This is a genomic window from Geobacter grbiciae (assembly GCF_018531165.1).
GTDB lineage: Bacteria > Desulfobacterota > Desulfuromonadia > Geobacterales > Geobacteraceae > Geobacter > Geobacter metallireducens.
In genome coordinates this window covers 91,513-105,394 of the sequence record NZ_JAHDIW010000002.1, presented here as the reverse complement: position 1 = coordinate 105,394, position 13,882 = coordinate 91,513, and the positions used below count along the sequence as shown (strand labels likewise).

The 13,882-nt window shown below is 55.6% G+C and carries 14 protein-coding genes and 1 riboswitch; of the genes, 8 read left to right on the top strand and 6 right to left on the bottom strand.

What is annotated here, in order from left to right; all coding sequences use genetic code 11:
- Positions 1-29: 29 nt before the first annotated feature.
- From KJB29_RS03840 to lepA, 4 genes are all read right to left on the bottom strand, one after another.
- Positions 30-965, bottom strand: a complete 936-nt coding sequence (locus KJB29_RS03840; protein WP_215733466.1) for an aspartate carbamoyltransferase catalytic subunit — start codon at positions 963-965, stop codon at positions 30-32.
- An 80-nt stretch (positions 966-1,045) separates the two neighbouring features.
- Complete coding sequence (gene pyrR / locus KJB29_RS03835) at positions 1,046-1,582, bottom strand: bifunctional pyr operon transcriptional regulator/uracil phosphoribosyltransferase PyrR (protein WP_004513335.1); 537 nt, start codon at positions 1,580-1,582, stop codon at positions 1,046-1,048.
- A 227-nt stretch (positions 1,583-1,809) separates the two neighbouring features.
- On the bottom strand, positions 1,810-2,490 hold the full coding sequence (lepB, locus tag KJB29_RS03830) for a signal peptidase I (protein WP_004513336.1): 681 nt from the start codon (positions 2,488-2,490) through the stop codon (positions 1,810-1,812).
- A gap of 38 nt (positions 2,491-2,528) precedes the next feature.
- Positions 2,529-4,328 carry a translation elongation factor 4 gene (lepA, locus tag KJB29_RS03825; RefSeq protein WP_215733465.1) on the bottom strand — a complete coding sequence of 600 codons (1,800 nt, stop codon included), beginning with the start codon at positions 4,326-4,328 and terminating at the stop codon, positions 2,529-2,531.
- A gap of 250 nt (positions 4,329-4,578) precedes the next feature.
- Between lepA and KJB29_RS03820 the strand changes: the two genes are divergently transcribed.
- Both KJB29_RS03820 and yhbY read left to right on the top strand, forming a co-directional pair.
- The gene (locus tag KJB29_RS03820) at positions 4,579-5,859 is read left to right on the top strand and encodes an ATP-binding protein (RefSeq protein WP_049756792.1); all 1,281 of its coding nucleotides are present in this window, start codon (positions 4,579-4,581) and stop codon (positions 5,857-5,859) included.
- A gap of 134 nt (positions 5,860-5,993) precedes the next feature.
- Positions 5,994-6,290, top strand: coding sequence for a ribosome assembly RNA-binding protein YhbY (gene yhbY, locus KJB29_RS03815; RefSeq protein ID WP_004513340.1), 297 nt, complete (start codon positions 5,994-5,996; stop codon positions 6,288-6,290).
- A gap of 86 nt (positions 6,291-6,376) precedes the next feature.
- Here the strand turns inward: yhbY and KJB29_RS03810 are convergent, their stop codons facing one another.
- Together KJB29_RS03810 and KJB29_RS03805 are read right to left on the bottom strand one after the other, a co-directional pair.
- Positions 6,377-6,928, bottom strand: a complete 552-nt coding sequence (locus KJB29_RS03810) for a YXWGXW repeat-containing protein (RefSeq protein WP_004513341.1) — start codon at positions 6,926-6,928, stop codon at positions 6,377-6,379.
- Positions 6,929-7,025: 97 nt separating this feature from the next.
- A riboswitch (cyclic di-GMP riboswitch) is annotated at positions 7,026-7,102 on the bottom strand.
- A gap of 90 nt (positions 7,103-7,192) precedes the next feature.
- On the bottom strand, positions 7,193-8,350 hold the full coding sequence (locus KJB29_RS03805; protein WP_215733464.1) for a deoxyguanosinetriphosphate triphosphohydrolase: 1,158 nt from the start codon (positions 8,348-8,350) through the stop codon (positions 7,193-7,195).
- Positions 8,351-8,469: 119 nt separating this feature from the next.
- On the opposite strand from KJB29_RS03805, the gene KJB29_RS03800 reads away from it, so the two are divergent.
- The 6 genes from KJB29_RS03800 to KJB29_RS03775 all read left to right on the top strand — a co-directional run bounded on the left by KJB29_RS03800 (position 8,470) and on the right by KJB29_RS03775 (position 13,880).
- Positions 8,470-9,591, top strand: a complete 1,122-nt coding sequence (locus tag KJB29_RS03800) for a class II fructose-bisphosphate aldolase (RefSeq protein WP_343213534.1) — start codon at positions 8,470-8,472, stop codon at positions 9,589-9,591.
- A complete protein-coding gene (gene rsmD / locus KJB29_RS03795; protein ID WP_215733462.1) occupies positions 9,588-10,166 on the top strand; it encodes a 16S rRNA (guanine(966)-N(2))-methyltransferase RsmD in 579 nt (192 codons plus the stop codon). The genes KJB29_RS03800 and rsmD overlap by 4 nt, the downstream gene beginning before the upstream one ends.
- Positions 10,159-10,650 (top strand): pantetheine-phosphate adenylyltransferase, encoded by a 492-nt coding sequence (gene coaD, locus KJB29_RS03790; RefSeq protein ID WP_215733461.1) that lies wholly within the window; start codon positions 10,159-10,161, stop codon positions 10,648-10,650. The genes rsmD and coaD overlap by 8 nt, the downstream gene beginning before the upstream one ends.
- Positions 10,651-10,848: 198 nt before the next feature.
- A complete protein-coding gene (locus KJB29_RS03785) occupies positions 10,849-11,043 on the top strand; it encodes a DUF1858 domain-containing protein (protein WP_215733460.1) in 195 nt (64 codons plus the stop codon).
- Between the two features lie 15 nt (positions 11,044-11,058).
- Positions 11,059-12,051 (top strand): PilZ-like domain-containing protein, encoded by a 993-nt coding sequence (locus KJB29_RS03780; RefSeq protein ID WP_215733459.1) that lies wholly within the window; start codon positions 11,059-11,061, stop codon positions 12,049-12,051.
- A gap of 299 nt (positions 12,052-12,350) precedes the next feature.
- Positions 12,351-13,880 (top strand): glutamate synthase-related protein, encoded by a 1,530-nt coding sequence (locus KJB29_RS03775; RefSeq protein WP_215733458.1) that lies wholly within the window; start codon positions 12,351-12,353, stop codon positions 13,878-13,880.
- Positions 13,881-13,882 lie beyond the last annotated feature (2 nt).

Genomic DNA, 13,882 nt, shown 5'->3' with positions numbered 1-13,882 from the left:
ATACGAGATTCGCCCCTACAAGCATTGAATCACTCCGTAACCAGCGTTCCCCCGCTCACGTGATAGAGCATCGCCATCCGCACCGCCACGCCGTTTTCCACCTGCTTGAGAACGTGGGAATTGGCGCCGTCCGCCACGTAGGAAGAGAGTTCCACACCGCGGTTGATGGGGCCGGGGTGCATGACCATGGCGCCGGGTTTCGCCCACTTGAGGTTTTCGGGGTTAAGGCCGTAATAGCGGGAATACTCACGGGTATTGGGTATCAGGGTTTTCCCCTGCCGCTCCTGCTGGATGCGGAGCATTATGATTACGTCGGCATCCTGGATCGCTTCCTTCATGGTGGCGCAGACAGTGACGTTGCCGAGCCGCTCCACCCCCGGAGGCATCATGGTGGGAGGCCCCGCCAGAAACACCCGGGATCCCATCATGGTGAAACCTGCGATATCGGAGCGTGCCACCCGGCTATGGGTGATATCGCCGACAATGGCCACCTTGAGTCCGTCAAGCCGGCCGTAGCGGTCCTTGATGGTCAGCATGTCGAGAAGCCCCTGGGAGGGGTGCTCATGGGCGCCGTCACCGGCGTTGATGATGGAGCAGGAGAGCCGTTTGGCCAGGAAGTAGTGGGAGCCGGAAACGGCGTGGCGCATGACGACGATGTCCGGTTTCATCGCTTCCAGGTTTTTTGCGGTATCGAGGAGCGTCTCCCCCTTGGTTGCCGAACTCGTGGATGCGGTAATGTTGACGGTGTCGGCCGACAGCCGCTTTCCCGCGATCTCGAAGGAGGTACGGGTACGGGTCGATGACTCGTAGAACAAATTGATGATGGTCTTGCCGCGCAGGGTCGGCACCTTCTTGATATCGCGGCTGTTGATCTCCCGCATGTTTTCGGCGGTCGAGATCAGCAGTTCAATCTCATCCTTGCTGAGGTCTTTCAGCGCTATGATGTCCTTGTGCTTGAATCCCATCGCTTCCCCCCATCTCGCGTAGGGCCAGGCCCCGTGCCTGCCCTGTCAAAAGTAACCGCCTGGGTTGCCCCCGACGCAAATCACTTTTCCAGAACCACTTCCACCGGCTTGGCATCGGCATCGAACTGGACCGTGATCTTCTCCCTGCGGCTCGTGGGGACGTTGCGCCCGACAAAATCAGCCCTGATGGGGAGTTCCCGGTGTCCCCTGTCGATGAGGACCGCCAGTTGGATGCTGCCGGGCCTGCCATGATCCATGATGGCATCCATGGCGGCGCGGATGGTCCGACCGGTGAAGAGCACATCATCCACGAGAATTACCTTTTTCTTTTCCACGGTGAACGGGATATCGGTCTTCCCCACCGGCAGATGAACGGCGTGCCCTTTGAAATCGTCGCGGTAGAGGGTAATGTCAACCTCGCCCACCGACACTTTCCCTCCTTCGATCTCTTCAAGCCGGGACGACAGCTCCCGGGCCAGGTGGACTCCCCCGGTCCTGATTCCAACGAGAACCAGGTCGGCAACCCCCTTGTTCCGCTCGAGAATTTCATGGGCGATGCGGGTCAGTGCCCGTTTCACGCCAACCCCATCCAGTATGGTCGTCTTCTCTTCAGCCACCTCGTCCCTCCTTTCGCTCACAGGGCCTTGTCGCCGACTCCGCCGGCAGGCACGAAAAGAGCCCTTCCGCACGACGCGAAAAGGCTCAGTAAGACTGTATGGTACGAGTCTGTCATCGGCACCTTTTCTAACCTCTCGGGGCTAATTTAAAAGGCAAAGTTTGTTTGTGTGTCGGCAAAAATTTTTCGAAGTTTATCACCCCGTTACGGAGGGTGTCAAGGTCAATTTCAGTGAATCAGGTCACCGATGCTCTTCCAACGGACACGCATATTATCGCGGTCCCACGACCAATACTTGATGAATGCAAGTCCCTTGATCTGCTCGCTTTTCACGAATCCCCAGAAGCGGCTGTCGTAGGAGCGGTCCCTGTTGTCACCCATGACGAAGTAGGAGCCGGCCGGCACCGTGACGGGACCGAAGTTGTCCCGCGGATTCTGGGCAGCAGCAATAACTTCGTTCTCCTTGTGAACTTCCTGGGGAATCTTGTAGGGCTTTCCGTTGACATAAACCGTCTTCATAATGACCCTGATTTCATCACCAGGAACACCGATGACGCGCTTGATGAAGTCCTTGCTCGGATCTTCTGGATACTCGAATACAATGACATCACCCCGCTTCGGCTCCCGGATCGGGGCAATTTTCATGTCGGTAAAGGGAATCTTGGTGCCGTAGATGAACTTGCAGACGAGAATATGATCACCGATGGCAAGGGTGTCCTCCATGGATCCGGAGGGGATCTTGAACGCCTGCACCACGAACGTACGGATGATGAGAGCAAGGATAACAGCGATAATGATCGACTCGGCATATTCCCGAACGATATGCTTTTTCTTGACCTGCGGTTCCTCTGCTGCCGGCCTTTCGCCCATGGCGTTGTTCGATCCGTATTGAGAATTTTTGTAGTCCATTGCGGTTCCTTTTCGGTGAATGTTCTATGGGCAAACCCTTACTCTTCCACCTTGAGAATGGCGAGAAATGCCTCCTGGGGCAACTCCACGTTTCCCACGTTCTTCATCCGTTTCTTCCCTTCCTTCTGCTTTTCGAGGAGTTTCCGTTTGCGGGTGATGTCGCCGCCATAGCACTTGGCGAGAACATCCTTGCGCAGGGCCTTGACGGTTTCCCGGGCAATGACTTTGGTGCCGATGGCCGCCTGGATGGCTACCTCGAACATCTGGCGGGGGATCAGTTCCTTCATCTTGGAGACGAGGTCCCGCCCCCGGTAGTATGCCTTGTCCCTGTGAATGATGAGCGAGAGTGCGTCCACCACTTCGCCGTTGATCATAATGTTCATCCGCACGAGCTCGCTCCGGCGGTAGTCCAGATGCTCGTAATCAAGGGAGGCATACCCCTTGGTGATGGACTTGAGCCGGTCGTAAAAGTCGAGCACCACCTCGTTCAGGGGGAGTTCGTAGATGATCATGACCCGCGTCGGGGTCAGGTACTTGATCTCCCGCTGCACCCCGCGCTTCTCCTCGCACAGGGCAAGAATTCCGCCGACGAACTCATTGGGGGTGTGGATGGAGGCAAGGATGAACGGCTCCTCTACATAGTCGATCTCCTGGGTCGGGGGGAGTTGGTTGGCACTCTCGATGGAGATCATGTCGCCTTTGATCCGGTGGACCCTGTAAACGACCGTTGGCGCGGTGGTGATGAGGTCGAGATTGAACTCCCGCTCCAGCCGCTCCTGGATGATCTCCATGTGGAGAAGCCCCAGAAAGCCGCACCGGAAGCCGAATCCCAGCGCCAGTGATGTCTCCGGCTCGTAGGAGAAGGAGGAATCATTGAGTTTGAGTTTGGCCAACGCATCGCGAAGCTGTTCGTATTGCGAAGTGTCGATGGGGTAGAGCCCCGAGAAGACCATGGGCTTCACTTCCTTGAAACCGCCGAGGGGGGTCGTACAGGGCTTGAGGGTATGGGTGACGGTATCGCCGATCTTGGCGTCGGCAACGTCCTTGATGCCGGCAATGACAAAGCCGACCTCACCGGCCGACAACTGGGGCACCTCCCGCATCACCGGGGCGAAAACACCAACTTTAAGGGCCTCGTAGCTACGTCCGGTGGAGACGAGCTGGATCTTATCACCCTTCTTGAGGATGCCATCGATGAGCCTCGCCAGAATAATGACTCCCTGGTACTGGTCATACCACGAATCAAAGAGCAGAGCCTTGAGCGGCGCGGCCGGGTCTCCCTCCGGGGGAGGGATCTTTTTTACGATCTCTTCCAGGATCTCCCGGGTCCCGATCCCTTCTTTGGCGCTGGCAAGCACCGCATCGTGGGCGTCCAGGCCGATGATCTCCTCGATCTCGTGCTTGACCCGCTCCGGTTCCGCCGCCGGGAGGTCGATTTTGTTCAGAACGGGAAAGACCTCAAGGTTGTTGTCGATGGCCAGATAGACATTGGCGAGGGTCTGGGCCTCAACCCCCTGAGAGGCATCCACCACCAGAAGTCCCCCCTCGCAGGCAGCGAGAGAGCGGGAAACTTCGTAGGTGAAGTCCACATGTCCCGGCGTATCGATCAGGTTCAGCACGTAATCCTTCCCGTCGTCGGCCCGGTAATTCAGGCGGACGGTCTGGGCCTTGATGGTTATCCCGCGCTCCCGCTCCAGATCCATCTTGTCGAGGAACTGATCCTGCCTCTCTCGCTCGGAAAGGGCACCGGTATACTCCAGGAGCCGGTCTGCAAGGGTGGACTTGCCGTGGTCGATATGAGCAATTATTGAAAAATTGCGGATATTTTCGATCTTCATAGACACCTTGTCGTTAAATGAGTGTAACCGTAGAACAATAGCCGAAAGAGGGAGATTTTGTAAAGGGTATTCTCCGGATACATCCAGCATTAATTCTCCGCCACTTCTGCGATTGCCGAGCCCCTGGAGCTGTGATATACAAATGTCAAGATTAGGCGTCATTATTGATTTGGCGATTTGCTGCCACCGGCATAAAGAGCCGGCTCATCCATTACAAGCTAAATACAGTGCGTCGAGAGGAACACCGACCGTGACCCAGACCGGAACGACAGCCGTAACGGATGCCGATCGAATCGTTGAACTCGAACATCTTCTCGTCGAATTGAAGGCGGAACTGGCCGAGAGGAAAAATATCGAACGGGATCTCAAGCGAGCCAAGGTTTCAGCCGAAGCTGCCTGCCACTCAAAAGAAGATCTTCTCGCCCTGGTGAGTCATGAAATCCGCTCTCAAATACAAATGCTGACCGGTGCCGTCGAATTGCTCCGCGAAACCCCCCTCGACAAGAAACAGACTGAATACCTGAATGCCTTCAATCATGCAGGCGAATTTCTTCTTTCTCTTGTCAATGATCTTCTTGACAACTCACGGCTTGACGCAGGACGTATTCACCTTGACCAAATTGAATTTCCGTTTCGGGAACTGCTCGAAAGAACGGCACAACTTATCGCCTGGCAGGCGGGCAGAAAAGGTCTTGAACTGGAATATCACCTGTCACCCGACATTCCTGCCCAACTTGTCGGTGATCCGAAGCGCCTTCAGCAGGTGATCCTCAATCTGGCCGGTAATGCCATCAAGTTTACCGAACAGGGGAAGATCATCATCACCGTTGAACCGGAAGCATCATCGTTGGCTTCCCAGGAAATGCAGCTCATCTTCACCATTCAGGATACGGGGATCGGCATTCCCGGTGACAAGCTCGAAGAAATTTTCGAGCGATACGCCCAGGCATCTCCGGCTACGTTCCGCACCTATGGAGGAACAGGGCTTGGACTAAACATCGCCAAGAGGCTTGTCGGCTTGATGGGGGGCACGATCAGAGTGACGAGCAAGGAGGGAAAGGGAACTTCTTTCGTGTTCAACGCCCGACTGGGAGTTACGCCCCCCCTTCTCTCCTCCGCAGTAGAACGCAGAAAATCAAAGAGTCTGCCGGAACGGAGCCTTCGGATTCTTCTGGCAGAAGACGCCGCGGAAATACGAATGCTTCTCGGCGCCTTTCTCGGAACCACCTCCCATGCCGTCGATATGGCCCATAACGGAGAAGAGGCGTTGAAGAAGTTCACTTCCAGCAACTATGACGTAATTATCATGGACATTCAGATGCCGGTCATGGATGGCCTTTCGGCCACGAGGAAGATCCGGGAATGGGAGCGAACGCATGACCGGACGCCGGTGCCCGTCGTTGCTCTCACGGCCGGTCCTGAACGCAGCGATTATCTCAGGGCACGGGAAGCCGGTTGCACAACGCACCTTGCCAAACCGATCAAAAAGGAACTGCTCCTGAACACGATCAGCGCTGTGGTGCTGCAGTAACCAGAGGGCTCATGCCTTGGCCCGGGCCGGCATTAGCCGGAATCAAGGAATTAACGAGCGTACCTGCGTTGCCTTGCCGTTTGATTCATGCTATACGTCCGGCAGCTCGAACAACCACAATTAAAGGAACCAGCATGCTGACCGGAAAACAGAAACGCTTTCTTCGTGGGATGGGGCACAGCCTCAATCCCGTAATTACAGTTGGCAAAGGAGAAATCTCCACTCCCCTCGTGCGCGAAACCAGCGAAGCACTCGAGCATCACGAACTCATCAAGGTGAAGATTCTCGAAAGCTGCATAATGGACCGTCACGAGGTGGCCGACGAGTTGGCGAAAGCCTGTGGCGCAGAGGTCGCCCAGGTGCTCGGGAGAACTTTCCTGCTTTACCGCAAGGCCGAGGAACCGAAACTGGAGCTTCCCAAGGGGAAGTAACGCATCCATTCCATGACCAGAAAAAAAGCCCGGATTTCTCCGGGCTTTTTTTATCTTATCTCGATCAGGCGCTGACAACTTCAGTTTCAGTCGTCGTGCCCGTGCCCATGACCCTTTTCCTCGCCATGGTGTTTATATTCGCGCTTTTCCCGCTTCCGCTCCTCCTTGTAGCGCTCCTTGTACTCTTTCCCCGGCTTGAAATGTTTGCCCCGATAATGATCATGTTCATGGCTGTATACTCGATACTCGTCATCGCGGTAGTAACGAATCCGCTCCAGTTTGTGTTTGCGGAGTCCGGGGGGGAGGTTTCTGTGATTGACCACGGTCCATGGTCCCCCGTAGCTGGGCGCACGGTACCAGTAATTATCTTGCCAGAGATAGTAACGACCGGAGATGTAAAAAATATCGTAGGGGATATCGACACCAACATAGAAACCGAGACGAGGAGGTGCAATAAAAAGCGGGGGTTCCTCAATCACAACCCGCGGAGCCGGGACCACTACCGCCGGGGGGGCCGGAATCACAACACCAGAGCGGTTTCCGACGTTGATATTCACGTCAAAACCAACGTCGGAAGCAGCAAACGACGGGGACACCGTTGCAAAAAACAAAGGTAGGACCGTAAGAAATTTTTTCATAAAGAATTTCCTTTCTCGATAAGATTACCTTGACCACTATAGCACCCAAGGTGGCTGGACGCAAAAAAGCCGGGGCCGCATCATTCTAAAATGATATTTCGGCAACCCGGCTGTCTGCATGAGACCCTATAGGCTTTCCGCCCCATTCTCGCGAATGGTTGAGTATTATCGTCTATCAATGCATTTTTCTACAGCACTAACCCAATAGCGGCGACAAGTCAAGAATATACCCCTATTCTTCTGTGATAACAGGCCGTTATGTGATCAAACTCTTTCATACGGCTCAAAAAGACGCTTGAATTCATCGAGAGCGAAGCGGTCTGTCATTCCGGCTATATAGTCGCACACGACCCGCTCACGTCCCAGGATCTCCATTTTTTTCTGATATTTGCGCGGTAAAAGCGTCGGGTGCTTCACGTAGGATTCGAAGAGCTGACGCAGATAGCGCTCGGCTTTCACCCGCATCCGCTCAACCCTATAGTGACGGTAGAGGTTTTCAAAAAGAAACCCTTTGAGCTTACGATTTTTTTCAGCCGTGGCAGGGCTAAAGGCCACCACTGGACGGTTAATCCTTCGCAGATCATCCAGAGAAGTGATGCGAAGGCGTTGAACGTTTTCCAGGCTAGTGGTGGTCAGATCCTTGATGAAAACACCGATAAGGGCACTGATGGTCTGAAGCTTACGCCGCTCCGGATCGATATCAGGATAAGCCCTGGCTATTCCCTCGTGAACCTCCCGCCAAAGCTCCACGCCATCGAGTTGGTCAAGGGTTATGAAACCGGATTTGAGCCCGTCGTCGATGTCGTGATTATTGTAGGCAATCTCGTCGGCATAATTGATGATCTGCGCCTCAATGGTCGGCACCACGCCGGGAAGGAACCTGTCGATCACCCCCACCGGCCGGTCATAGGGAGAAGAATGCTTGACGATCCCCTCGAGCACCTCCCATGAAAGATTGAGACCATTGAAGCCAGGGTACCTCTCCTCCAACTCGTCTACCACCCGAAACGACTGAAGGTTGTGCTCAAAGCCGCCGAACCCCTCCATAAGGCGATTCAGGACCTCTTCTCCCGTGTGGCCGAAGGGAGTATGTCCCAGGTCATGGGCAAGGGCCAACGCCTCGGTCAATTCCTCGTTCACCCCCAATCGCCGGGCGATAGCCTTCCCTATCTGGGCCACTTCAAGGGAGTGGGTGAGCCGGGTACGATAGTAGTCCCCTTCATGATTGACGAACACCTGGGTCTTGTATTCCAGACGACGAAATGCCGCGCAGTGGATAATTCTGTCCCGGTCCCGCTCAAAGGCAGGGCGATGGTCACGAAATGCTTCCTGATACTTCCTGCCACGGGATTCAGCACTTCGCGCCGCAAAGCCGGCCAGATCGGAGCGCTCCTGGGAACGTCCCTCAACTCCTTCAGTCATATCCCCTCTCCTCCCATTCCGCCCAACTCTAATGTCGCTTCCCGGGGGTGTCAATGGCGAAAAGATATCCATTGACTACAATTGGCGTATCATGCTAAATTTCTAAGCCTTTTTTAAGAATGTCAACTTTTTGCCAGGATTACATACTGAACATTATGATAAATGATCTCCTCGAATTGGTTCCTCCGCGAATCCGCAATAAGATCGGGTCACAGTCGCGAATCTGCCTTCTCAATGGTCGCGACTTGTTCTCCGCTCTCAAAAACGAAAGTTTGATCCTCATGGCCTGCAACCCACGGATCAAACATGTCATTCCCGGCATCATGAAGGCCGCCGAGGAACTCGATGCCGTGATCGCCTTCGAGCTGACCCGCACCGAAGGGGGACTCGATGGAGGCTATACCGGTCAGACCCCACAGGTATTTTTCGACACGGTAATCGAATGCGCCGAACGGTACAAATTCACAAAACCGTTCATCATCCACGGCGACCACACCACCGTCCAGAACACCTCTCCCGAAGAGCAGGAGCGCGCCCGGCTTCTCATCGAGGGGCAGATCGAAGCGGGTTATACTTCCTTCGCCATCGATGCATCTTTCAATCCCTTGCCGGACAACATTCGCATCACCGCTGAACTGGCTTCAACAGTTGAGAACGAGGGGTACGGCCTTGAAGTGGAACTGGGTGAAGTCAAGCGGGCGGGAGTTGAATCGAACCTGACCACGGTGGAGGAAACTGAAGAATTTTTGTCCTGTCTCGTGAAAAAAGGGATTCATCCCCAACTCCTTGCCATTGATAACGGCTCCAAGCGGGGAAATTACCTGGACGGCGAGATGATCAGGATCGATCTGGACCGGACAAGGGAAATCTACGACGCCGCCGTTCGCCTCGGCCTTGCGGGATTGGTACAGCACGGTATTACCGGAACTCCCCTGAGGCTCGTGGGCAAACTGGCCAACTATGGTATCCGCAAGGGAAACATCGGCACCCTCTGGCAAAACGTGGCCCATGCAGGGCTTCCCCTCGACCTCATGGACGCCATGCGCCACTGGGCACGGGAGAACGGCAAGGACATAAAATTCGCCACAAAAGTATTCAAATCCGAGATCGACGCGATCCCCGAGGAGAATGCAAAGCAGATTCTTGACATGGCATACCGCGAAGCCAAGGAGTTTCTTCAGGCGTTCCACGCCAAGGGAAGCGCCTCCCGCCTGGCCGCCTCCATCGGGAAGCCCCGGTGAGAGTCATCGGCGGAACCGCGCGGGGACGCCGCCTTGCCGCCCCGCGGGGCGAACGGGTACGCCCCACTGCGGATCGGGTCAAGGAGGCATTGTTCAGCATTCTCACCTCCCTTCTGGGGAACCTGGAGGGACTGAGAGTTCTCGACGTCTTCGCCGGAACCGGCAATCTCGGCATCGAGGCCCTGAGCCGGGGGTGCAGCGAGGCAATATTCGTCGACAGTCACCGGGAGTCGGCCGCCATTATCCGGCAGAACCTCACCCAACTCAATCTCACAGACAGAGGCAGGGTTATCCTAAAAGACGCAGCTTCAGCACTGCAATGTCTTAACGAAAATATTGCACCGTTCACCATCATTTTCCTCGATCCTCCCTATCGGCAGGGTTTGGCTGAAAAGGTCCTCGGCATCTTGGCCTCAGCACCGTTTGTCACCAGGGAAACAATCATTGTATCTGAATCGGATTCGAGAGAAGTTTTTCCTGAAAGATTCGGTTCATTGCAGCAGTTCGACCGGAGGGTTTACGGCGACACCGCCCTCACTTTTTTCCAGAAAGGGACTCCTGACGACCATGCCTAGAAAAGTTGCCGTCTATCCCGGCTCCTTCGACCCCATCACCTACGGTCATCTTGACATCATTGACCGGGGGTTGCGCATCTTCGACGAAATCATCGTTGCCGTGGCCCGTAATTCGGCAAAGAACTCCCTCTTTTCCATTGATGAACGGGTCGACATGATCCAGCGTGTGCTGGCGGACAACGTCAGGGCGCGCGTTGACACTTTCGACGGTCTTCTGGTAGATTACGTCCTCTCCCAAAACGCAACGGTCATCATCCGAGGGCTTCGGGCAATATCCGATTTCGAATACGAATTCCAGATCGCCCAGATGAATAGAAGCATCTCCCAGAATGTTGAAACGCTCTTCATGATGACATCGGTTCCCTACGGATACCTGTCGTCATCCATCGTCAAGGAAGTAAGTTCCCTGAACGGCCCCATCGACGGTCTGGTCCCTCCCCTGGTGCGGGAGGCCCTCAGGGATAAGTTCTCAAAACCCAGATAGACCTGAGCTAGAGCGGACGCTACCCTTCAACGGAAGAAGGCGGGGAATACTCAGGTACTACCTCGCCTTTTTTCATATTCAACCGCACGAAGAGACGATAACCTAAAGCATCCGCCCAACCTGCCGATGAGTATAGTATGTATCTTGAGTTCAGGAATGGCGGAAAACAGGGCTCAAGCCTCAACAAAGGAGTAGGCGATGATCACGAAATCCATGAGAATCGGCGACATCATCCGCACCTATCCCCAATCCCTGAAGATATTTGAAAAGTACGGCCTCGATTGCCATGAATGCCAGGTGGCCGATTACGAAGAGCTTGAGCACGGCGCCGGCGTCCACAAGACCGATCTGGAAAAACTTCTCAAAGAACTCAACGAACTCATTCAATCCTGAAGCCATGGAAGCACCATGAAAGAAGAGTTCTCCGATTACCAGAAGCATTTCGCTGCCGGACTCCGGGTTGAGGTCCGCTTCCCCCGCGGGCAAAATAAACCGTTCCGCGATGGCGCGATCATCACCCTGCAGGAAGAAGATCTCATCACGTTACAGATTTCACGTGATGCTCTTCCCGAAGACGTCAGGGCAGAAACAGGAACTTTTGTCGACATCCACACGGGGAAGGATGGTAACGCCTACTGCAGCCGTGCCATCATTGTAGCTGAACGGGACGGCTCACAGGTAACCGCCCGGTTGATAGGCAACGTCATCCCCGATGAAATGCGTGAATACTACCGCATCGAGACCTATATTCCGGTTCGGTATCAGTTGGACCTCGACGCAACTCCCGAGCAACTGCAGGAAAGGTGGCGAGCAAAACGGTATCCGGCACAACAATCCACGGACAATGCCGCCCATTTATCGACCGATAGGGAAACATCTCCTGTCACTGAGCCGTCCAGAGCAGTTCCACTGGCGGCCAATCTGAGCGGCTCGGGCATCAGAATCCGAACCCGGGATAAATTTCAAACAGGCACTCTCCTGTCAATGGAACTCTACCTTCCCCTTGAAGATCTCAAGATTGTGCCGATCATTGCGGAGGTGGTCCATGTGGACCCCCTTCGCACCAAGGAAGGGGCTCCCCCGCTGTTCAGCACCGCCCTCCATTTCCTCTGCATCGACGAACGGGACCGCGACTCAGTAATCAGGTTTATCTCACTCGAGCAGTTGGATCGGCTTCGTGACCATCAGGGCGGAACCGTCAGTATCTCTTCCCTTGAGTATGCGGCTTACTCCCGCCGCAGGCGGTTGTTGCGATCAGCAACAGCCGCTTGCATCATTCTTCTTCTCGGCGCCATTGCCTTTGCTCTTGTCTATTACAGACTGAACAGCCCAAAGGGGGAGATCGAACAAACCTTCGAGCAGGAGATCCGGAAATATCGCACGCTCTTCCCCTGGCGCTGACCACTCCGGTAATCTTCATTTTGTAGGACCATCGGCCCAACCGGTCAGTGTGCAAACAATGTAATCCAACAGCATCCCTTTTCTACACTCCGCCACTCCAACCCCATAAGCCGCAACTAATTCAAGCGCCCTCCCACATCGACAAGCTCTTCAATACACATACAATTACGTGCAATTTCAAGACATTGACATCAATAACATCAGAAACCACAAAACTGGTACGCCTCTTGTATAACCTGTAAGCCACGAGGCGCGAGAGTATCCACCCACTCGCGCACCCGCTTTCAGGAGGTTCCACGGTGCTCTACAAATCTGTCACGGAATCGTTCAACGAATTCATCATCGACCGCAACGACGCCACATGCATCCGCTGCAAGGTCTGCGTCCGCCAGTGCGCCTACGAGGTCCACACCTATGAGGCTACGGCCGACGCCCTGACCGAGGACAACACCCTCTGCATCGGCTGCCGCCGTTGCTCGGCCCTCTGCCCCACCGGCGCCATCACCATACGGAGCAACGAAGAGGTGTTCAAGCGGAACGAATCGTGGTCCAACGCCCACATCCGCAACCTCTACGCCCAGGCCGACACGGGGGGGATTCTCCTGGCCGCCATGGGAAACCCGGCCAAATACCCCATCTACTGGGATCACATGCTGCTGGACGCCTCCCAGGTGACCAACCCCTCCATCGACCCCCTTCGGGAGCCCATGGAGCTGCGGACCTACCTGGGGAAGAAGCCTCACTCCATCGAGGTGGTTCGCGACGAGCAGACCGGCAAGCCCAAGCTCGCCACAAAGCTTACCCCCCAGATCAAGATGGAGTACCCTTTCATCTTCTCCGCCATGAGCTACGGGGCTCTCAACCTCAACGCCCATAAGGCCATGGCCATGGCAGCCAAGGAACTGGGCACCCTCTACAACACCGGCGAGGGGGGGCTTCATAAAGACCTCTACCAGTACGGCAGCAACGTCATGGTACAGGTGGCCTCGGGACGCTTCGGTGTGAGCGAAGCCTATCTAAATGCCGGCGTCGCCATCGAGATCAAGGTGGGCCAGGGGGCAAAGCCGGGGATTGGCGGCCACCTCCCCGGCGAGAAGGTTAACGATCAGATTTCCGAAACCCGGATGATCCCAGCCGGGGCTGACGCCATATCGCCGGCGCCACACCATGACATTTACTCCATCGAAGATTTGCGCCAACTGATCTTCGCCCTCAAGGAAGCCACCAACTACACGAAGCCGGTGTCGGTGAAGATCGCCGCGGTCCACCACGTGGCGGCCATCGCCTCGGGCGTGGCCCGGGCCGGCGCCGACATCATCACCATCGACGGTTTCCGAGGGGGAACCGGCGCGGCGCCCCAGGTGATCCGCGATAACGTCGGCATCCCCATGGAGTTGGCCCTGGCCGCCGTTGACGCACGGCTCCGGGACGAGGGGATCAGGAACCAGGTATCCATCGTGGTGGGTGGCGGGGTTCGCTCCTCTGGCGACGCCATCAAGGCCATCGCCTTGGGTGCCGACGCCATCAACATGGGAACCTCGACGCTCCTGGCCCTTGGATGCACCCTCTGTCAGCGCTGCTACACCGGCAAGTGTCCTTGGGGGATCACCACCAACAACCCGTACCTCGCCAAGCGCCTCAACCCCGAACTGGGTGCCGAGCGGTTGGTGGACCTGGTCCACGCCTGGGGCCACGAGATGAAGGAAATCCTTGGCGGCATGGGGCTCAACGCCCTGGAGTCGCTGCGGGGCAACCGTTACAAGCTCCGCGCCCTTGGCCTCACCGAGAAAGACATGAACATCCTGGGCGTCATGCCCGCTGGAGAATAAGG

What these genes read in the sequence shown, in the direction of transcription:
- KJB29_RS03840 (WP_215733466.1), bottom strand. Translation starts at nt 965, where the DNA reads ATGGGATTCAAGCACAAGGACATCATAGCGCTGAAAGACCTCAGCAAG.
- lepA (WP_215733465.1), bottom strand. Translation starts at nt 4,328, where the DNA reads ATGAAGATCGAAAATATCCGCAATTTTTCAATAATTGCTCATATCGAC.
- coaD (WP_215733461.1), top strand. Translation starts at nt 10,159, where the DNA reads ATGCCTAGAAAAGTTGCCGTCTATCCCGGCTCCTTCGACCCCATCACC.
- yhbY (WP_004513340.1), top strand. Translation starts at nt 5,994, where the DNA reads ATGCTGACCGGAAAACAGAAACGCTTTCTTCGTGGGATGGGGCACAGC.
- KJB29_RS03785 (WP_215733460.1), top strand. Translation starts at nt 10,849, where the DNA reads ATGATCACGAAATCCATGAGAATCGGCGACATCATCCGCACCTATCCC.
- KJB29_RS03810 (WP_004513341.1), bottom strand. Translation starts at nt 6,928, where the DNA reads ATGAAAAAATTTCTTACGGTCCTACCTTTGTTTTTTGCAACGGTGTCC.
- KJB29_RS03780 (WP_215733459.1), top strand. Translation starts at nt 11,059, where the DNA reads ATGAAAGAAGAGTTCTCCGATTACCAGAAGCATTTCGCTGCCGGACTC.
- KJB29_RS03805 (WP_215733464.1), bottom strand. Translation starts at nt 8,350, where the DNA reads ATGACTGAAGGAGTTGAGGGACGTTCCCAGGAGCGCTCCGATCTGGCC.
- KJB29_RS03800 (WP_343213534.1), top strand. Translation starts at nt 8,470, where the DNA reads ATGTCAACTTTTTGCCAGGATTACATACTGAACATTATGATAAATGAT.
- lepB (WP_004513336.1), bottom strand. Translation starts at nt 2,490, where the DNA reads ATGGACTACAAAAATTCTCAATACGGATCGAACAACGCCATGGGCGAA.